General features: G+C 56.2%; 19 protein-coding genes and 1 pseudogene. 8 read left to right on the top strand and 12 right to left on the bottom strand.

The genetic code is table 11. The features are described 5' to 3' along the window. Positions 1–6: 6 nt before the first annotated feature. On the bottom strand, positions 7–867 hold the full coding sequence (locus Q9R35_RS10140) for an AraC family transcriptional regulator (RefSeq protein ID WP_042485482.1): 861 nt from the start codon (positions 865–867) through the stop codon (positions 7–9). A gap of 133 nt (positions 868–1,000) precedes the next feature. On the opposite strand from Q9R35_RS10140, the gene Q9R35_RS10135 reads away from it, so the two are divergent. Continuing rightward, positions 1,001–1,555 (top strand): GNAT family N-acetyltransferase, encoded by a 555-nt coding sequence (locus Q9R35_RS10135; RefSeq protein WP_063692096.1) that lies wholly within the window; start codon positions 1,001–1,003, stop codon positions 1,553–1,555. A gap of 9 nt (positions 1,556–1,564) precedes the next feature. On the opposite strand, the gene Q9R35_RS10130 is transcribed toward Q9R35_RS10135, so the two are convergent. The 4 genes from Q9R35_RS10130 to Q9R35_RS10115 all read right to left on the bottom strand — a co-directional run bounded on the left by Q9R35_RS10130 (position 1,565) and on the right by Q9R35_RS10115 (position 4,726). Next, positions 1,565–2,419, bottom strand: coding sequence for an arylamine N-acetyltransferase (locus Q9R35_RS10130; protein ID WP_311219798.1), 855 nt, complete (start codon positions 2,417–2,419; stop codon positions 1,565–1,567). Positions 2,420–2,574: 155 nt separating this feature from the next. Then, the gene (gene trxA, locus Q9R35_RS10125) at positions 2,575–2,895 is read right to left on the bottom strand and encodes a thioredoxin (RefSeq protein WP_270117794.1); all 321 of its coding nucleotides are present in this window, start codon (positions 2,893–2,895) and stop codon (positions 2,575–2,577) included. A gap of 120 nt (positions 2,896–3,015) precedes the next feature. After that, positions 3,016–4,206 (bottom strand): MFS transporter, encoded by a 1,191-nt coding sequence (locus Q9R35_RS10120; RefSeq protein ID WP_311219797.1) that lies wholly within the window; start codon positions 4,204–4,206, stop codon positions 3,016–3,018. Between the two features lie 28 nt (positions 4,207–4,234). After that, on the bottom strand, positions 4,235–4,726 hold the full coding sequence (locus Q9R35_RS10115; protein ID WP_311219796.1) for a DUF2938 domain-containing protein: 492 nt from the start codon (positions 4,724–4,726) through the stop codon (positions 4,235–4,237). 80 nt (positions 4,727–4,806) lie between these two features. On the opposite strand from Q9R35_RS10115, the gene Q9R35_RS10110 reads away from it, so the two are divergent. The 4 genes from Q9R35_RS10110 (at position 4,807) to Q9R35_RS10095 (ending at position 8,698) form a co-directional block, all read left to right on the top strand. Beyond that, positions 4,807–5,280, top strand: coding sequence for a helix-turn-helix domain-containing protein (locus Q9R35_RS10110; protein ID WP_045929405.1), 474 nt, complete (start codon positions 4,807–4,809; stop codon positions 5,278–5,280). A gap of 267 nt (positions 5,281–5,547) precedes the next feature. Next, on the top strand, positions 5,548–6,738 hold the full coding sequence (gene cml / locus Q9R35_RS10105; protein ID WP_311219795.1) for a CmlA/FloR family chloramphenicol efflux MFS transporter: 1,191 nt from the start codon (positions 5,548–5,550) through the stop codon (positions 6,736–6,738). 219 nt (positions 6,739–6,957) lie between these two features. After that, on the top strand, positions 6,958–7,320 hold the full coding sequence (locus Q9R35_RS10100) for a helix-turn-helix domain-containing protein (RefSeq protein WP_042485454.1): 363 nt from the start codon (positions 6,958–6,960) through the stop codon (positions 7,318–7,320). After that, a complete protein-coding gene (locus Q9R35_RS10095; RefSeq protein WP_042485452.1) occupies positions 7,310–8,698 on the top strand; it encodes a type II toxin-antitoxin system HipA family toxin in 1,389 nt (462 codons plus the stop codon). The genes Q9R35_RS10100 and Q9R35_RS10095 overlap by 11 nt, the downstream gene beginning before the upstream one ends. Before the next feature lie 72 nt (positions 8,699–8,770). Here the strand turns inward: Q9R35_RS10095 and Q9R35_RS10090 are convergent, their stop codons facing one another. From Q9R35_RS10090 to Q9R35_RS10080, 3 genes and pseudogenes are all read right to left on the bottom strand, one after another. Beyond that, complete coding sequence (locus Q9R35_RS10090; RefSeq protein WP_042485450.1) at positions 8,771–9,247, bottom strand: GNAT family N-acetyltransferase; 477 nt, start codon at positions 9,245–9,247, stop codon at positions 8,771–8,773. 18 nt (positions 9,248–9,265) lie between these two features. After that, positions 9,266–10,083 (bottom strand): annotated as a pseudogene (locus tag Q9R35_RS10085) (LLM class flavin-dependent oxidoreductase). 84 nt (positions 10,084–10,167) lie between these two features. Next, positions 10,168–10,791: a glutathione S-transferase family protein gene (locus Q9R35_RS10080; RefSeq protein ID WP_311219794.1), complete on the bottom strand. Its 624-nt coding sequence runs from the start codon at positions 10,789–10,791 to the stop codon at positions 10,168–10,170. 145 nt (positions 10,792–10,936) lie between these two features. Between Q9R35_RS10080 and gcvA the strand changes: the two genes are divergently transcribed. Then, positions 10,937–11,821, top strand: coding sequence for a transcriptional regulator GcvA (gcvA, locus tag Q9R35_RS10075; RefSeq protein WP_311219793.1), 885 nt, complete (start codon positions 10,937–10,939; stop codon positions 11,819–11,821). 287 nt (positions 11,822–12,108) lie between these two features. Here gcvA and Q9R35_RS10070 read toward each other — a convergent pair whose 3' ends face one another. After that, on the bottom strand, positions 12,109–13,305 hold the full coding sequence (locus Q9R35_RS10070; protein WP_311219792.1) for an FAD-binding oxidoreductase: 1,197 nt from the start codon (positions 13,303–13,305) through the stop codon (positions 12,109–12,111). 5 nt (positions 13,306–13,310) lie between these two features. Further along, complete coding sequence (locus Q9R35_RS10065) at positions 13,311–14,354, bottom strand: aromatic ring-hydroxylating dioxygenase subunit alpha (RefSeq protein WP_086061454.1); 1,044 nt, start codon at positions 14,352–14,354, stop codon at positions 13,311–13,313. A gap of 157 nt (positions 14,355–14,511) precedes the next feature. On the opposite strand from Q9R35_RS10065, the gene Q9R35_RS10060 reads away from it, so the two are divergent. After that, the gene (locus Q9R35_RS10060) at positions 14,512–15,462 is read left to right on the top strand and encodes a LysR substrate-binding domain-containing protein (protein WP_311219791.1); all 951 of its coding nucleotides are present in this window, start codon (positions 14,512–14,514) and stop codon (positions 15,460–15,462) included. A 339-nt stretch (positions 15,463–15,801) separates the two neighbouring features. Here Q9R35_RS10060 and Q9R35_RS10055 read toward each other — a convergent pair whose 3' ends face one another. Next, positions 15,802–16,995, bottom strand: coding sequence for an amino acid aminotransferase (locus Q9R35_RS10055; RefSeq protein WP_042485435.1), 1,194 nt, complete (start codon positions 16,993–16,995; stop codon positions 15,802–15,804). A gap of 475 nt (positions 16,996–17,470) precedes the next feature. Between Q9R35_RS10055 and Q9R35_RS10050 the strand changes: the two genes are divergently transcribed. Further along, a complete protein-coding gene (locus Q9R35_RS10050) occupies positions 17,471–18,220 on the top strand; it encodes a tyrosine-protein phosphatase (protein ID WP_311219790.1) in 750 nt (249 codons plus the stop codon). Here the strand turns inward: Q9R35_RS10050 and Q9R35_RS10045 are convergent. Beyond that, positions 18,217–19,317, bottom strand: coding sequence for an MBL fold metallo-hydrolase (locus Q9R35_RS10045; protein WP_311219789.1), 1,101 nt, complete (start codon positions 19,315–19,317; stop codon positions 18,217–18,219). The genes Q9R35_RS10050 and Q9R35_RS10045 overlap by 4 nt on opposite strands. Positions 19,318–19,617: the final 300 nt, after the last annotated feature.

Below are 19,617 nucleotides of genomic sequence, written 5' to 3'. Positions count from 1 at the left end.
AGCTGATCAATTGCCAACCACACCGGAACGAGCCTGCTCATGCTGGCGATAGCGGGTCAACGACAAGCCTGTGTGGCGCTTGAAGTACCGGCACAGATAAGAGGGATCCTCAAAATTCAGCTGATCGGCAATCTGCCCGATCGCCAGCCGGCTGTAGGAAAGCAGTGCCTTGATCTCCAAAACCACCTGCCTGTCGATCAAGGCCTTGGGACTGTCGTTGAAAAACTCTTTGCTCAACTGAGATAGATAAAACGGGGTGATGTTGAGCGCATCGGCATAAAACTTCACCTCCCTATGCTCCCGACAATGCTGGCCAACCAGCTCCCAAAACCGCCAACTGATCATTTCCTTGCGGCTGAACTGCTGACTACCCTGATATTCAGGCGGAATCTGCTCGGCAATGCGCAGAAAGAAGTTCTGCAGCTGATTGCGCAGCATGATGTGCTGATACAAGGTGCGAGTCTGCACAATCTCGCGTAGCTGCACCAGCCAGGCAGCCAGCAAAGCCCGCTCTTTCCGCGGGAGCACACACAGCGGATTGTCATGCAGGAATACAAACAAGGGGTTAGGCAACTGATACGCCACTTCTGAGGCCAGGTTCTTGGGCATCAACAGGAAAAACACCTTGAAACTGTGCGAACGCCGTTTCAGCAGCGCAATCGTATCCTCCGCCAGCACCAGCACATCATGAGGACGTACAAGCTGATCCTTGAAGTTCAGGCTGACCAGAGCGCGGCCCGACAGGCAGATCATCAAGGTCATATAGGTATGACCAAAAGACAAAGGTATTCCCACGCCTTCCGCCAGCGTTGTCTCGCCTGTCAGCCAGCTGTCTTTGGCACTGAATAATTGTGGAATCTGATGCATGGTATTCGTCTTTCCTTTACGGCCCGGCAATCCGCAAGATTTTCTAAAAGTACCGAAACTGCCAAGTTCCTGCTCTGTTCCCTGAAGCCGCCAGGTTCTATTCTGTTTTCTGCTTAATTAGTGAGTAAAGAAAATGAAACTCCAAACAGAAAGGCTGATTTTACGCCCCTGGCAGGACAGCGACGCCGAGGATTTATACGAATACGCCAAGGACGACCGAGTCGGCCCGATTGCCGGTTGGCCGGTTCATACCAGCGTTGAGGAAAGTGCTGAAATTATCCGCACAGTTTTCAATATGCCCGAAGTGTATGCCGTCGAGCACAAGGACAATGGCCGAGCTGTTGGGTGCGTTGGCATCCTGATCGGCAAGAACAGCAACTTCGAGATTAGTGAAGAAGAAGGCGAAATTGCCTATTGGATCGGCGTGCCTTACTGGGGTCAGGGCTTGATTCCCGAGGCCGTGCGCGAAGTGATGCGACACGCTTTTGAAACGCTGAAGCTGAAGGCCCTGTGGTGCGGCTACTTTGCCAACAATGCCCAATCGCAAATTGCGCAAACCAAGTGCGGCTTTCGCCATCATCACACTGAGAAAAACAAGTACAACCAGTTCCTGCAGGACTACCGGACTGAACACATCAGCCGCATTACAGCTCAGGAATGGCTGGCCTTGCCCACACAACAGGCCTAACCCCAGCCATCACCCTCCGGTCAGCTCGGAAGCGGCATCCTGGGACTGACTCACACACAAAAACAACTCCTGGGCTTCTTCGCGGCTTAATGTCAGGCCCAAGCGTGTCTGCAGGCATTCAGCCCAGGCGGCCGCGTCCTTGTACTGATGCCGTTGCGACAGGCGCGCATTGTCCCGCTGTGTATACGTGTCATTGACCATCAGCTCGCGTATACCGGGCTGGGTGCGGCTGATCAGCAGGCTGTTCAAGAACACCGACTGCGGATAGGTCGAGGTATACCAATTACCGATTTCAAAATCGATCTGCGAGGCCGGAGCCAAGCCGTACTGATACACCGTCTGCCAGCCGCTACGGGTTTGGAACTGCAAGCTCAGCACTTCTCCGGCCCGCGTAATCCGATACATGCCATGTGGCGTTGTTTGCGGCGTATCCAGCACAAACTCCAAAGGTGCCGTTTGCGTGGTGGAGCCAAAAGCCACATCCGCAAACCAGCTACGGCCTTCAATCTCGACTCGCAGCAACATATGCGTCAAACCGGTTTCCACCTCGGCGGGGACTTGCCAGCGCACGCGGGCAATCAAAGGCGTGACGTTAAAGCCCATCTGCTGCAAAACCGCCAGAAACAGCGTGTTGTGCTCGAAGCAATAACCACCGCGTCGGCGGTGAATCAGCTTGTCCACAATAGCCTCCAGATCCAGGGGCACACTGTCTCCCCGGTAGGGCGCAATGTTCTCAAACGGGATCGCTTGCGGGTGCAGCAAATGCAGCTGCTGCAACACTTCCAGGCTCGGTTCCACCGGCCCCTGATAGCCGATACGGGCAAAGTAAGAATCAAGAAAAGCCGCTGTAGAAATGGCAGTCATCTGACACCTCAAAAAATCGCGATTATGAAAAACGGCAGTCTGCTCCACCTGTTTATACAGGTAAAACGACCGCCCAAAGCTGTCTTGCACCCGGCGAGCCAGGTCTGCCACCCTACCGACACCCCATTGCCAGCAAAGCGACAGACCCTAGTGGCTCAAGCGCTATGCTGACTGACGAAGTTCAGCAAATTCTGTTTGGGAACCGCACCCACCAAACGGTCAATGACCATGCCATCCTTGAACAGCAACACAGTCGGAATGCTCTGGACGCCATAGCGCACGGCCAGGTCCGGCGACTTGTCCAGGTCCACCTCGCCAAACTGGGCGCGGCCCTGCATATCGTCAGCCAAAGCATTGAAAATGGGAGCCATCACCCGGCACGGCCCACACCACTGCGCCCAGAAACGCACGGCATACACATGGGAGGCCTGGCCCAGCTCGGCATCAAAATTGTCGTTATCAAGTGTCTTGAACATGAATGGAGACTCCATAAGGTAAGGGCGAGACGCCCGCTCCAGATCGCCACGGTATCGCGGCGATCGAAGGCAATAATCAGGCAAGCAAACAAGGTCCCGGCAGAGGGCCGGACCAGTCTTCTACCTGGAGTGAGCCGCCGTACGGCTTAAACGTGCATCCAGCCCCGCCAACAGCAAGGAAACCACAGCGATGATGACACCCACCCAGGCAACCGAGGCCAAGCCGTGGCCCAGACTGATCGGGATACCGGCCAACAAAGGAGCCAAGGTCAAACCAGCCTGAAAAGCGGAGGCGTTGGTGGCCCCTGCCAGCATGGATGCATCCGGTGCCAGCACATACACGCGCCCCCACACTGCCGGGTTCAACAGAAAACCAGCCAGGCCCAACATGAACACCATGGCAACCGTTGCCCATACAGAAGCGGCAAACGAGGCGATGACGGCCGAGCTCACAATCAAGCCAATAATCCCCGCGACCAAGGTTCCACGCGGCTGAGCATCAGCGGTACGTCCACCTATCGTCAAACCGATAAAGGCACCGACACCGAACAGGATCAGGACCGCCGGCAGCCATTCCGCACTCAAACCGCTAACCTCCATCAGCAAGGCGGCGATATAGCCAAAGGTGCCCATATACGCAGCTGTGGTGAACATGGTGGTGGCATAGGCCACCCACAGGGCGGGACGCTTCATGGCACGCAATTCAGTGACCAGATCCGGCGCTTTTGCATCACGGGCAGTGTGCTTGGGCAAGGCCAGCAGGACGGCGACCGCAGAAATCACGGTGACGGCAATCACCGCCCAGAAACCGCCTCGCCAGCCTGTCGCCTCACTGATGTACGTACCCGCCGGGCCGCCCAGCACCATGGCCACCGTCAAGCCACTGACCACAATGGACAAGGCCTTGGCGCGGCGATCCGGTGGCGACAACTGCACAGCTGTGGCCGCTGCCACGGACCAGAAACAGGCATAGGCCAGCCCCATGCCAAAGCGCGCCAGCAAAATGGCCCAGTAGCCCTGTGCCAGCAAACTGACCACCGTAACCGCAATAAAAGTCAGCTGACTGATGAACAGGGCACTGCGGCTGGGCCAGCGCAAGGCCAGGATCGCAAAAGGCGGACCACCAATCAGCGCCCCCACCGCAAAGGCTGAAATCAGGGTGCCTGCGGTAGGCAAGGAAATGCGCAGATCCTCCGCAATCATGGGCAGGATGCCGCCCATCAGAAACTCGGCACTGCCCATGGCAAACAGGCTCAGGGCAAGCAGATAGACGGCAGACGGGATGGTTCCAGTGGTTTTCAGGCTACTCATGACAGATGTCCCAACAAATTACAGCGCCTTAGGCCACTTGCTGGATCAACAAGGCCGCAAGGTACATGCCCAGACCAAAAATCGCGTGTGTCAGCAAGCTGCGCAAACGATTGATCCAAGGCGTAGGGGTACGCGATGCAGCCACTCCGGCTCCCATGGCGGGCTGCATGACAAAAAAGGGCATCACGACCGTCACCGTGCCCACAAGGACGGCGGGCAGCCAGCGGGGATCTTGCAGCCATGCGGTGCCATAGACCGCGACCAGCAAAAAGGCGAAAACAATGCCCACGGCATAGTGAATGAACCAGCCCAGGGCAGACTCCCCCGCAATCGGTTCAGCCTTGCCGATATTGCTGTGCGCGATCTGACCACGCAGCAAATGTCCGGCCCAGCGGCCCACCATGGCGTAGTTCAGCGTGGCAACGCCCATCGCCTTTTGAATCAGGCCCCAGATATCCATGAAGATGGTGGCCCCGCCCCCGATTAGAATCACATGCATCCACTCATTGATCGATAACATTGGTAATCCTTTCCATTGATAAGCACATCGTTTTGAGTGATCATAGAAGTTGAAGTCAACTTCAAGTCAATAGGTGCAAGATGGATATTTCAGCAGTCGCCAAACAAACCGGCTTACCCTCCTCCACCGTGCGCTATTACGAGAAGGAAGGCCTGATCAGCGCGGTCAGCGCCCCCGGAGAACGGCGTCGTTTTACGCCACAAGTGCTGGATCAACTGGCCTTGATTGCCCTGGGGCAAGCGGGCGGTTTGTCGCTGGAAGAAATACGGGCCATGCTGCCTCCCGATGGGGCTCCGCAGGTAGACAGGCAATTGCTGCTGTCCAAGGCCGATCAACTGGATGCCACTATCAAGCGCCTGAAAGCCATGAGCGAAGGCTTGCGCCACGCTGCCCACTGCCCCGCCGCCAACCATACGCAATGCCCGACATTCCAGCGCTTGCTGAAAGCTGCCGCCGTCCGGGTGAAGAAGAACAAGACCGGCAACTCCAGCGAGGCGGTGTCGCGTCTTGCCAAAACTTTGCAGGGCAAAAAACCAACAGCTATCACGGACTGAGTCTTCAAGGCCGTAAAAACCTCCCCCTATAATGGTCAGCTGTCGCGCCCCGCCCCTTTGGACTGGGCCAGACGCAGCCATAACGTTTTCCCCGCGACACACTTTCAAGTTATTTATGTGAGGAGCCGTCTGCATGACGAGCACTGAGTCAGCAACTGAGTAAGCCGCAACAAGCTCTAGTCTTGTTGTGGCGTTCTGTACTCCCAATCCCGCTGATTGATAACAAACAGACGCCGCCCGATCTCTTTTTCGAGTGGTAATTTTGTTATGTCTTCCTCACGCTCTTCCTGGGCTTATACGCTGCCAGCCGCCCTGCTGCTGATGGCGCCCTTCGACATCCTCGCTTCCCTGGGGATGGATATCTACCTGCCCGTCGTCCCGGCCATGCCGGAGCTTTTGGGCACGACTCCAGCCGTCATCCAGCTGACCCTTAGCCTGTACATGCTGCTATTGGGTGCAGGGCAACTGCTCTTTGGCCCCCTGTCGGATCGCATAGGCCGACGACCTGTTTTGCTGACAGGCGCCGCCCTGTTCGTGCTGGCTTCAACCGCCGCTGCCTTGTCCAGTTCCGCTTGGGCTTTTGTCGGTTTTCGGGTGCTGCAAGCCCTGGGGGCCTCGGCCACCCTCGTGGCCTTGTTTGCCACGGTGCGCGATGTGTATGCTGATCGCCCCGAGGGCGTGGTGATCTACAGCCTGTTCAGCTCCATTCTGGCTTTCGTACCCGCCTTGGGGCCTATTGCAGGTGCTCTGATTGCCCGTGCGGGCGGGTGGCAGGCCATCTTCCTGAGCTTGGCCGGAATGGGGCTGCTGGCCTGGATCCATGCGCTGTTGCGTTGGCAGGAAACCCGGCCCGCCAAACCAATGCAGTCACAACAATCCGCACTGGCCGTCTTCAAAAGCCCGGCGTTCTGGGTCTACACCCTGGGCTTCTCCACCGGGATGGGGACATTTTTTGTCTACTTCTCGACCGCGCCACGAGTCTTGATCGGACAAGCGGCTTATTCAGAAATGAGCTTCAGCCTGGCCTTTGCCAGCGTTGCCCTGGTGATGATTGCCACCACCCGCCTGTCCAAAACCTTTGTGGCTCGTTGGGGCACCGCCGGAAGCCTGAAACGCGGCATGGGCTTGATCGCCCTGGCCGCCCTATTGCTGGCAACAGGACAGCGCTTGCTGGAGCCCTCCTTTGCCAGCTTTATCCTGCCCATGTGGCTGGCCGCCATTGGCATTGTGATGACCGTATCCGTCACCGCCAATGGCGCCTTGGCCCAGTTCAACGACGTGGCCGGTTCCGCCGTGGCGATCTACTTTTGCGTAGAAAGCCTGATCGTTAGCGTGATCGGCACCTTGGCAGTGACCTTGCTGGATGGGGATACTGCGTGGCCGCTAGTGGTGTTTGGGCTGGGGATGAGCAGCGTGGTTTTGCTTGCTTTGATGTTGCTGGAGAGAAGGAAAGCCTAACCAAAATGTCCGTAATAACAGTCCTTAATAGTTATTAAGACTGATATTACGGACATTAGACTACGCGTCTATTCAGCAAACAATCAAATTCAATTAACATGACCGTAATAACAGTCCTTAATCAATTTAAGGACTGTTATTACGGTCAATAAATCAGAAGTCTTGACTCTACATGTTTCACAGAATTGTCCATGACGAACATGGCAGAAAGGGCCAACTATGAAATACGATGAGGCACAACGCACCCCCCCTAAACGTTTGCAGGAAGCCAGCGCCATTGGTCAGAAGCTCCAGCAACTGCGCATCGCCCATGGAATGACTCAAAGCGATGTGGCTGCTCGTGCTGGTATTTCACGGTCCACGGCCGCCCTGCTTGAGCAAGGTAATGAAAGCCGAACGATGTCTCAGATCCTGCGCTACCTCCATGCCATTGAGCCCGAACTTACCTTGCTGGATCTGCTCACAGAGCAGTCCGGCGCTGTGCGGAGCTTCAACAATGCCAACAAGGTACAGCGTGTCTCCAGGAAAAATGCATCGAATACGGCCAACATCGCTCCAGCCAAGGACAAATATGACTTCTAAACCGCGCAATCCATACAGCCGACCACCCAGTCAGGTTGCTGTGTTTGCTCATATTGCCCAAAGCGATCAGGGCAATGCTTTTGTACCGGCAGGACTACTGGAGAACGCGAATTCCGATGCGCCAAGCTTCACCTACGGTAAGCGCTATGTACAACGGCAACACGCGATTGAAATCGATCCTGCAGCACTGCCACTAACGGCAGAAAACGGAGGCATACAACGTTTTACCTTACCTGGGCTGCACGAGTTTGGTGGACTGCGCGACGCGGCCCCTGATGCATGGGGTCGACGTGTCATCGAAAACAAACTCAAAGTAGGCTCGGGCGTTTTACCTGAAGTCGCCTATTTACTGGAGGCCGGAGTGGATCGCGTAGGCGCACTGGATATTCGACTGACGCTCGATTCCCCCGCCAAGAAATCGGCAGTTGGGGAGGTCAGCCTTGAACGCCTACTTGAAGCCGCTGATCGTATTGAAAATGACGAAGACATCGGTGAGGGCCTGGCTGACTGCTTTGAAGGCCTAGGTTCGGCTGGCGGAGCCCGGCCCAAAGCATCTATTCGCGATGAATCCGATGTGCTGTGGCTGGCGAAATTCCCTTCCAAGTCTGATCGCGCCTGCAATGCTGTACTTGAAGCTGGCACCTTGGAATTGGCACGTGCTGCAGATCTATGCGTTCCACCCGTGCATATCCAATCTGTTGGCACGGCGCGCGTGCTCTTCATTCGTAGATTTGACCGTTACTGGGCAGCTCCGGGAGAAGCACCCGCCCCCGGCCAGGACAGTTGGTCGCCCTCCACCCCAGAACACAATGCTTCTACCGTTGAGGGGCGTATCGGCTTTTGCTCCGCTATGACCCTGATGGGCATTGACGAGTACGAAGCAAGAAGCAGTTCCTATCAGGCACTGGCCCTCAAACTACGAGAGCGTTGTTTGCCCACCTTCATCGATCGTGATTTACGTGAACTATTCAAGCGCCAAGCCCTGAACATCTTTGCCAACAACAATGACGATCACTTGAGAAACCACGCCTTCATCTATGACGTGGTCGGCAAAGGATGGAGGTTAAGTCCGCTCTATGACGTTCTGCCCATGAACACGGTGGCAAGCGAACGTTATTTGCACCTCGAACTAGGAGAGCAAGGAAGGCTGGCCACCCTGGACAACTTAATGACACGTTGGGCAGCCTACTTCTCTAGCCGCCAAGAAGCCATTCGCGCCTTGCATGAAGTATGGATAGTCGTCAGAGCCTGGAAGCCTTATTTTGAGCAGTTCGATGCATCCGCCCAAGACATGGACTATCTGGAGGGAGCATTCAGACCACTAGAGCGCTTGGCCTCCTCCTCCTTAGCGAAGGAATTGCGAGCCTTCGGGAACTAAACCATCATTCCTGTTATTTACATACTGGCAACCTGAAAAACGTATCACCTTCTACACGCCCCTAGCCCCCTTCTACAGATTCAAGTCATACGTCACCCACGCTGTCGCCTGAGCCAGACCATCGTATAGCCTTCGCGCCTGCGCATTGTCCTGCGCCGTAATCCAGCTCAGGAACGGCCAGCCTTGCTCCTTACCTGCCTGGGCGACTGCCTCAATCAAACGGCGGCCCAGCCCGCCGCCTCGCTGTTCCGGCAACACAAACAAGTCGTCCAGAAAACCTGCGTCCTTGCCCAGCAAGGGCTCCGGGAAAGAACGGTAATGCGCCAAACCCAGCAGCACACCATTCGCCGTAGCTACCACCTTCCCCTGCAAAGGATGCTGCGCATCCAGCAGCCAGGACCAGGTACAAGCCAGGATCTCTTCATTCATGGGCTCTTTGTAAAACTCGGCGTACTGCCGATATAGCCGCTCCCAAGCGACCCGGTCTTGCGGCTGCAAATCCCGGATCTGAATACCATCGGCTACTGGCTGTTCTGCACTGCTAGTCATGCTTGTATTCCCCTGTTGCTACCATGCTGTTGCAAGGGCAGGCTGCGCCTGGTGAGAGGCAAAATGCGGGAGCACATACTCAGCCAGCTCCTGGATAATTTCCGCCGCCGGTCGCTGCGCAAACTGAATACCCAAAGCGGCATGATTCACACCCGCTGCCTGCCACTCCTCCAGCAAGGTAATCAGCCCCTTGCGCCCGGTACGCAGTGTAAAACCACCGCGCAAAGGTGTGCGTGGATAATCGGGGTCCTCCACCAAATCCAGCCATTCATTGGTCATGTGCGGACGGAAACCGCCATCTGGAATCCGGGCGCGCCAAGCCCGAATTTTGGCAGCCAGCTTTTGCGGTCCTAACGGAGTATGTGTGGCTTCTGGATAGGTCAGCCAACCATCGGCATGTTCTGCGATCCATTCGGGCGACTGCCCCGAGGAGCTGGTGACAATCAAGGGAATGGAGCCACGCACAGGCTTGGGTAACAGCTCTGCGGTATCGAAGCGACCTAGCGGAGAATCAATATCCAGTTGCCCCGCTTGCGTTAGCTGACGGAAGTAGCTGACAGCCTGCGCAAAACGCTCTGCCCGTTCGGCCCGCTCCACGCCGTAGGCGGAAAACTCCACCGGCCTGTCCCCGGAAGCAATACCCAGCACCAAGACACCTGTCCCGCATCTCCGAAACTTGGATCATGCAAGGGCACATCACGTACCCACACCGCCGCAAAATCCTGCCGGTCTATCTCCTCTACGAGGGCCGCCTGTCCGGCCAGCACACTCATATCGCCTTGATAAAAGCGCAGAGGCAGAAAAATACCCATGGTCAGGCAACCCGGCGCAAACATGCGGCTATAACCGGGATGCGTGGCAAAGGCAGGGCAAGAGGCGCCTTGAGTCAGGCTTGTTTCAATCGTCATGATGTTTTCCCCTCAAGCGCCGGTAGCAGGTTCAGGCAAGGTGATGCCTTTACGAACTGCGGGGCGTTGGGCCACGCGCTCATGCCAGACACTCATATGAGGGTACTGGCTGAAATCAAAGTCGATAATTCGCGCAATATGCGTCCAGCCAAAATGCGCAATGTCGGCAATGGAATAGTCCTGTCCTGCCAGATAAGGATGGTCTGCCAAGCGTGTATCCAGCACGGTGAACAGATCATTCACCAGACGGCGGTAGCGCTCGATGGCGGCCGGAATCTTCTCTTGCGCGAACAGCTCGAAATGCACACGCTGGCCCAGAATCGGCCCCACGCTGGAGGAATGAAATTGCAGCCATTTGATCGTTTCCCAGCGCTGAACAGGATCTTTTGAAAGCAATTGGCCGGTTTTCTCCGCCAGATACAACAGGATCGCGGCGGACTCGAACAGGACAACACCTGTTTCATCATCCCTCATCACCGGGATACGCCCATGCGGATTCAGAGCCAGAAACTCCGGCTGCTTATGCTCGTTCGCTTCGATACGTACGTGATGCAGGCGATACGGAAGCGCCAGCTCTTCCAGGGCGATAGTCGCCTTAAAGCCGTTAGGCGAACTATCGGTGTACAGATCAATCATGATGTAGCTCCCAAACTGAAAGTTCGCTCTTCTTTTACGTATAGATAAGCTAAACTTTAAAAATGATTCAGAAGCCTATTTTCCCCAGCTATATGGACAAATAAAAACGATTAAATCTGCTTTAAAGATTTAGATAAACTAAACCATGAATCCTGTCTTTCCTCTGCAGGCTCTGCGCGCCTTTACCGAAGTCGGACGCCACGGCAGCATCAAGCTGGCCGCCCAGGCGCTGGGCGTGACCTCGGGCGCAGTCAGCCAGCAAATCCGGCTACTGGAAGATCGCTTGGGCGTGACACTGTTTGTGCGCAGCCACCACAAAATGAGCCTGAGCGAAGCAGGTGATCAGGTCTACCCTGTCCTGCTGACGGCGTTCGACCAGATCGAACAGGCCATGCACACGCTGGAAGCCACCAAGCAAAGGAAGACACTGACGATCAGCACCGTGCCTTCCTTTGCCGCATCCTGGCTGATTCCCCGGCTGGCCGACTTCAAGCAACGCCATCCTGATATCGAAATCCGTGTGGAGGCGTCCCCCACGTTGGTGGACCTGCGTCGCGACAAAGTGGATATCGCCATTCGCCACGGCCTGGGCGTGTATCCCGGCTTGCAGGCCGAGCCCTTGATGGCCCCTGTCTTGCTGCCTGTAGCCAGCCCTGCTTTGCTCAAAGACAAGCCGGCTATTCAGGAACCAGCAGATTGCCTGGAGTGGCCACTGCTGCAAGATGCCGACCGGGCCGACTGGGCGCTTTGGCTGTCTGCCCACGGGGTGGAGGACGATGCGCGCGCCGATAGAGGCACAGCTTTTGAGGATGATTACCTGCTAATACGCGGTGCGATTGCGGGCCTGGGACTGGCCTTGATACCGCAGGAGTATGCGCAGGATGAAATAGCCGCAGGCCGCTTGGTGCAAGTGCTGGACAAGCCTTGGCCAGCCCGCTTTGCCTACTACCTGGTGACCTTGCCCGATGCAACACAAAAAGCAGAGGTCCGTGCCTTTAGTGATTGGATAATCGAGCAAGCCCAGTTATAGCAAGGTAGCCAAGCTTCTTCCTGCGGCGGCGGTGGCAGTGGCAGTGGCAGTGGCAGTGGCAGTAACGATGACTGCTATCGCACAACGGTAGGGAAAATAAAACAGCACTTAATCGCTTCCCACTCCAGCCCATGTAGCACCACCATTTCAACAGCTCTCATGTCCACACCCCCAGCTTCAGACATCAAAAAACCGCCTGACTTCCAACAAGGAAGCATATGATTTTTTGAAAAAAAAGCCCCGTCCAAAAAGGACGGGGCAAACCTCAACAGGCAAGTGAAAAACTTTTAAGGCAATTCCACAGCCACCGGACCACGGGGACGGGAACAGCACAGCAAGACTTTGCCCTCTGGCACAGGGTCCAGAGGCTCTTCAAAATAATCGACCTCGCCCGATACCAGAGTGCACATGCAGGTATTGCACAGGCCCGCCCGGCAATTGAAGTCCGGACTCAAGCCCGTTTCTTCAGCCAGATCCAGCAAGGAAGGACAGTCCTCATGCCATTGGGCCTGACGACCGTCGGGCAAGAACGTCACGGTCTGCGTGACATCGGTGACGATTTCATCAACGGCTGCAAGCGACTCCGGTGCTAATGCACTTGCAGTCGCACCACCACCAGACACGGCAGGCCCTGCCTCTGGCTGCACAACGCGGGCAGCAACATCACCAGCCAAGGTCTTTTCCAACACCGTGGCCGGGCCAAAAAACTCGTAGTGAATGCGCTCTCGCGCCACACCCAAACTACGCAGCACACCGTAATTGCTCTGCATGAAGGCACTGGGCCCACACAGGTAAAACTCGTAATCATCCAGCGGTAACCAACGCTGCAACTGTTCACGTGTAATCAGTCCCGCCACATGGTGCAAACCGGCTTGCTCATCATCTTCCGTCGGGTTGCGATAGCAGAAGTAAAGCCGCACGCCGTCGCGTTGTGCCACCAGCTCGCGCATCTCATCCGCAAAGGCATGCACCGCGCTGTTATCACAGGCATGAATCACATACACCTTACGCTGACTGCGTTTAAGCAAGCGATGCAGCATGGCCAGCAAAGGAGTCTGGCCCACGCCACCGCTTAGCAGCACCACAGGCCGCTGACTGCTCTCGTCCAGCACGAATTCACCCATCGGCCCGGCCGCGCTCAGCACATCGCCCGGCTGCACCTGTTGGTGCAGATAGGAGGAGGCCAAACCATCGGCCACGCTTGACCCTGCCGGGGCCTTCTCGTGTTTGACGGAAATACGCAGACGATCCGTGCAGTCGGGATCCCCTGACACGCTGTAATTGCGCAGCACGGTTTGCCCGTCAATCTCCAGACGGAACACCAGATACTGACCCGGCTGATAAGGCGGCATAACACCGTCCACCGGCTGCAGTACAAACGAAGTAATCACTTCGCTTTCGCGCTGCTTTTCCAGGACACGATAATCCCGGAAACGGCGGTTGGCCGTAGCCTCCGTAGACGCAGATGATGCAGTCGTATTCATCACGCTCAAGCCGTTGCCGTCTCACTGGCGACGGCTTGCTCGGCCTGGATCATCTGGCTGATCTTGCGACGGAAGCGCAAGGGACCGGAATCCAAGGGCAAGTCCAAAGCGGCAGGACGCTCTTTCAGGGCTTTATGCACTTCTTCCAGAACCACTTTGTCTTCCAGGAAAGCGTGGCGCACGTCTTCGTTGAAAATCTTGGAGATGGCCTCGTCATCCGGGCTGAAGTTGCGCAGCTGGAACCAGAAGTAGCGGGTGTGCTCCTCGTCGATAGGCGTCAGGAAGTTATAGGAGTCCATCAGGAAGACGTCCTGGTGGTACTCGCTGGGCTCCTCGGTAGCCGCACCGGCGGGCAGAAAGATGGCCTTGATCACGGCCAGCGACGGGAAGCGCACTTCGTATTGCTGCTTGCGGTCGCAATTGCCTTCAAATTTCACAAATTGCTTGTAAAACGGCGCAACTTCCACATTTTTGGACCAGCGAGAGACCGTCACGCCATTGTCTTCAACCTTCACCGTCAAGGGCAGGCCGATGATGTCGGGGCTACCAAACGAGCTTTGGTGTACCCAGGACACGTGCGATGGGTCCAGCAAATTGTCCGTGACGTACAGGTAATTGCAGTCCAGCTCCATGGCATCGCCACGGTTCACACCCCACTCGGGATTGTCCCACTCGGGAATATCGATCAGTTTGGACGGATCAGCCAATTCAGGATCACCCATCCAGATCCAGACCAGACCAAAACGCTCCGTACAGGGGTAGCTGCGCACCACCGCGCTTTTAGGGATTTGCGCCACACCGGGCGCCTTGGTACAGGAGCCGCTGCAATCAAATGTCAGGCCGTGGTAGCCACATTCCACCTGATCGCCAATCAAGCGGCCTTTGGACAAAGGCAGGCGACGGTGCGGACAGGAATCTTCCAGGGCGACTGGCTGGCCGTCTTCACGGCGATACAGCACCAGGTTCTCGCCAAGCATACGCACGGGCTGCAAGCTGCGACCGAGCTGCGTAGCCAATGCGCCTACATACCAGGCATTGCGTACAAACATGATTTACCCCCAACTCTAAATGCGGTGCATGATGGCTGAACGAGTCCATTTCATGCTCTCTTGTTTGTCATGATAGTCGCAATCAAATTCAGCCTACTATCCATATCGTTTAGAATTTCTAAAGTTAAATTACTTTTCTGGACGGGGTCTGACCATCATGGATACCTTGCCTCCCTTACGCGCACTGCAAGTCTTTGAGACGCTGGGCCATAGCCAAAGCCTGCAAGAAGCCGCCCGTCGTCTGAAAATTACTCCCGGTGCCATCAGCCAGCAATTACGTTTGCTGGAAGACTCGCTGGGCTGCAGCCTGACCTACAAAGAAGGCAAACGCTTGCGACTGACAGCGGCGGGGGTGCGCTTTCATGAAATCTGTACCCAGGCATTTGAGCTATTGCGCGACGGCCAGCAAGAAATGGAGCGTTCGCGCAACACCAGCCTGCTTTCGATCAGCGCTTTGCCATCCATGCTTAAAACCTGGATGGCACCGCTGGCATTTCAATGGCAGGAACAGTACGACCCGGAGCTGACACTGCATCTGAAAGGTAGCCATGCCGAGCCCGATCTGGAGGCCGAGCAAATCGACTTTCGGATTACCTACGGCCAGGCCGCCGCCCGCCCCCGCAGCTTTACCGAGCTTTATACGGACCGTGTCGTGCCCGCCTGCAGCCCAACCCTGCTCCAAGGACAAGCCAGCTTGCGGCATCCCCGTGATCTATTGAGCTATCCCTTGCTATCCTCGGACTGGCAGCCACGCTTTACCTCGCCTCCATCCTGGCGCGACTGGTTTGAGTCTTTGGATATAGACATAGGCGATACGCCCCTGGATCGCTTCCGCATTTTTTCCCTGTCGCATATGGCGCTGGAGTCTGCGGTGGCCGGTCAGGGTTTTGTATTGGCGCAATGCTCGATGATAGAAAAGGAAGTGCGCAGCGGGCAGTTGATCCTGCCTTTTTCCCATTCCCTGCCCCTGCCCTGGCCGTACGTACTGACCCGACGGGCGGGTGCGTTTGAGTCGCCTCATAGCCAGGATTTTCATCGCTACTTATTGAACCGGGCGCGGCAGCAGGAGCAGATCAATCAGGAACTGCTCCTGCAAGCATTAGCCTGAGCAATGTCGCAGCACGACGAAACACGGCTGGATTGCCGATAGACCTTGCTCGCCTGGCCGTGGCTAAGCACTAAACCATTGAGTGCTTCAGCTATATAAGCGCAGGGTTGTTCGATGGCTTAGCTCTACACCGTTCCACTTTTCAGTTCAGGCTCAAACACCCAGCCAGGTGAGCAAAACAAGTCGAGCGCCTGGATCAGACAAGTACGCATAAGCGCTTTCTACCTCCCGATCCACGCAGTTGTGGACGCATTTCCAGCATCAACAAAAAAGCGTGTTTACCGCCCCCAAAGGGGCCATAAACACGCTTTTTAATCCTGCTGGAAAGACGTCAGTGTCTTAGGCCACCACAGCAGCCAGCGACTCCGCGAAGTAATCCACGTTGGACTGGTTCAGGCCTGGCACGCTGATGCGGCCCGACTCCAGCACGTACACGCCAAAATCGTCACGCAGTTTCTGGATCTGCTCTTTGGTCAGGCCGGTGTAGCAGAACATGCCTTGCTGTTTGACGAAGTAGCTGCTGTCGTATTGAGGAGCCAGTTCTTTCAGACGATCGTGCACACGCTGACGCATGGCGGCGATACGCTGACGCATGGTTTCCACGTCTGCCGTCCACTCGGCCAGCAAGGACTCATCGGACAAGATGGTGGCAATGGCCTGACCACCGTGCGATGGCGGGTTGGAGTAGATGCGACGCACCACAGCTTTGAGCTGACCCAGAACGCGGTCAGCTTCGTCCGCGCTCTGGCACACCACCGACAAGCCGCCGCAGCGCTCGGAGTAGTAGGAGAAGTTCTTGGAGAAAGAGTTGGCCAGCAGGAAAGTCAGGCCAGCATCGACCATGGCGCGCACGGCGAAGGCATCTTCATCCAGGCTACGACCAAACCCCTGGTAAGCCATGTCCAGGAAAGGAATCAGCTTGCGCTGTTGCAGCACAGGAATCAGTTGCAGCCATTGCTCGTCGCTCAGATCAGCCCCGGTGGGGTTATGACAGCAGGGGTGCAGCAAGACAATGCTGTGCTCGGGCAGGACGGAGATGTCTTCCATCAGGCCGGTGAAATCCAGACCGCGAGTGGCTGGATCGTAGTAACGGTAAGTGTGGGTAGGAATACCCGATCCACGGAAAATGGAGTGGTGGTTATCCCAGGCTGGATCGCTGATCCACATTTCGCTATTGGGGTAGGCTTCGTGCAGGAAGTCGCCACCCACTTTCAAGGCACCCGAACCACCCAGTGTCTGAATGGTCGCAACACGACCTTCTTGCAGCACTTTGCTGTCGGCACCAAAAACCAGTTTTTGCACGGCGCTACGGTACGAAGCCAAACCCTCGATAGGCAGGTAGCCACGGGGCTGGCCCTTGGCCGCCCATTGTTCTTCAGCCCGGCGAGCCACATCCAGCAATGGCAGACGGCCTTGGTCGTCGTAATACAAACCAATGGTCAGGTTGACCTTGCGATCACGTGGATCGGCGTGAAATGCCTCGTTCAAACGGAAAATCGGATCGCCACCATAGGCCTGCAAATGCTCAAACATGCTTGTTCCTTGAAAAATTACGGTTGTGGGCCGCCCGGTCTGGTCGACGGTCTATTCAGATAACCATTGACCTTATACCTTGGGCCTACTTTAGCCAATATCCTGGGGATCTTTTTGCAGCACATGAGCACGCGAGCGATGCGTGAATGCGTCATCAGTCTTGTCCCCCCTTGGCTCGGCGCGGCACCTGTTCTTGTCTAGTCGGTGCAGGCGGTCAAACTCCAGCGTCACCATGAAGTCTGTTCACAGTTCCAGTAAACCGAAGGTTCAAGAACGTGAACGCGGTGTACCTGCTTGTCTGCCTGGGCCTTGCCAGCAACGAATATACATGGCTTTCTGACGATACAGAACCGTGCACTTGCATTCATTTTGCTTTTGGTCCGCCCGCACTCCCCTCCTGTCACCGCATTGTCATATGCAGATCCCGTCCAAGACCGTTAACATGGGACTTTCACCGTTTCAACAGGAGTCCGCCGTGTCCGTATCGTCGCTGCCCAGTTCCCTATCCTGCCCTTTAGAAGGGGCCAGCAACTTCCGTGATATTGGCGGCTATGCCACAGACTCCGGCTCCTTTCGTAAAGGCCGCGTCTACCGTTCGGACCATTTGGCGGATTTAAGCAGCCATGATCTGGACACCTTGCAAGAGCTGGGCATTGCCTGCTCACTGGATTTCCGGGGTGCACATGAGCGCAAACGCTCTCCCTACCAGTACAGTTTTCTGACCAGTCATGCGCTGACCGTCGAACCCACCGTATTGCCTGATTTTCTGGACATGCTTGCCAAGGGCGAAGTGGACGTCAAAGCTGCCTACGGCACCATGAACAAGACCTACACGGAATTCGTGACTGGACATGCCGCTACGTTTGGACGGGTCTTTGACCAGTTGCTGGAAACCGATACCCCTGTCGTCATGCACTGCACCGCCGGGAAAGATCGCACCGGCTTTGCCGTCGCCTTGCTGCACCGCGCCGCCGGGGTCCACCCTGATGATGTCATGCACGACTATCTGCTGACCAATCAGTTCTTCCGCCGCCCCGATCTGCCCGATAACCGTGGCATCAGCGAGGAAGTGCTGGATATTCTCTGGGGCGTTCAGCCCGAATTTCTGGAAACCGCTTTCAGGACCATTGATGAGACACACGGCAATCTGGACAACTTCTTTCAGAACGCCTTGAAACTCAGCCCAGCACGACGCGAGGCCTTGCTGGAACGCTACACCGCCTAAACCACGCCTACGGAGGACGCTGGCAACTCCCAGTGACCTTCCAGGCTCAGGGCCGCACCCATCACATTGCGCCAGGTCGGCAAATCATGCATTGGCGTGAACAAAGGCATGCAATATCGCGGCTGCACCATGTCGACCAACCAGCGCAAATCCGTCAAACGCGGATGCACATTCCAGCACAAGGTATGCGTGCCACGCGGTGCATGTGGGGCTACATAGCCGGTGTGAATCAGCAAGCGCTCGCTAGAGTCGGCATTGGGGTCTGCCGCCCGCGCCTGATGCTCCCGAATCAACTCCCCCGCCTTGCCCTGGCAACCGTCCGGCTCACCGGCCAGAAGCAGGTGCGCTTGCGGATCAAACGTAGCCGCACGCGGCATCAGTTCTCGCAAGGATTGCTGCACACCTGGCAACAACAGATCGCTGCTTTGGCTGATCATGCGGGTCAGGTTTTCGTAGCAGGACGCATCCATGCTCCAGTCCTCAAAACCCTGTTGCTGGCGCCACAAGGCAATCTCTATCGCCCGGCCTGAGGGTGGCACAGGCAGCAAGGCCGGATGAGACTCCAGCAGGGACTCCAGAATGCTCCAGGCCACATGATGGGACTGGTCGTACAAACCGTAAGACGCATCCAGCAAAGCCAGATAGGCAGGGGGTGGCAAATCAAAGGGGAACAGCAAGGACTCGCAGGAAAAGTCGCCGCTATAAAACAGCCCGCCGCCCACATCCAGATGCAGCCAGACACCACCCAAAGCATGGCCAGACAAGCCGGTACGCACGGCAATATCGCCAATGTAGGTCGTGCCTCGGGTTGGCAGTTCACGCCAGATCCGCCCCGCAGGCAAACTGCGTGCCGTCGAGGCCGTGGCATAAATAGGTATGTGTTCAGGCAGCTTGGACAAGGAACCAATATGATCCTGGTGATCGTGCGTCACCAGAACGGCATCTACCTCCAGGCCTTCATACCAGTCGCACACCTGCCCAGGATACAAAGGCCCGCCGGCATCCAGCAGCAATCGCAAGCCGCATGCCTGCACGAGAATGGCGGCTGGCGCTTTACTTCCATAGCCACTTAACACCGTCACCAGGGTCTGGTTCATGCTCCGTCCCCCACAAGGCATGCAGGCCAATACATCACCAAGCCACATCCGGCATCCTGCTTTGCAGCACGGCGCAACACCGGGCACAAAAGCAAAGCATCAATAAGCGCAATGGGCCGCAGCGCACGCTGCCGGACAGAAGAAGGCATCAACTTAAAGAACCAGAGTCACCTAAGTGCCCTGCCTTAAAAAAACCACGACAGGCTCAGGTTAAACAAGTGTTCTTTCAGCCCTGTTACAGTTTTATGGCAGTTCGATGGCAGTGAGCTGCCCTGCGTAAAACAGACAAAATAAAAAAAG

This window comes from Alcaligenes sp. AB3 (assembly GCF_031844565.1).
Taxonomy (GTDB): domain Bacteria; phylum Pseudomonadota; class Gammaproteobacteria; order Burkholderiales; family Burkholderiaceae_B; genus Alcaligenes; species Alcaligenes faecalis.
Note: the sequence above shows the minus strand (reverse complement) of the source record. Positions and strands in the feature narration are given on the sequence as shown.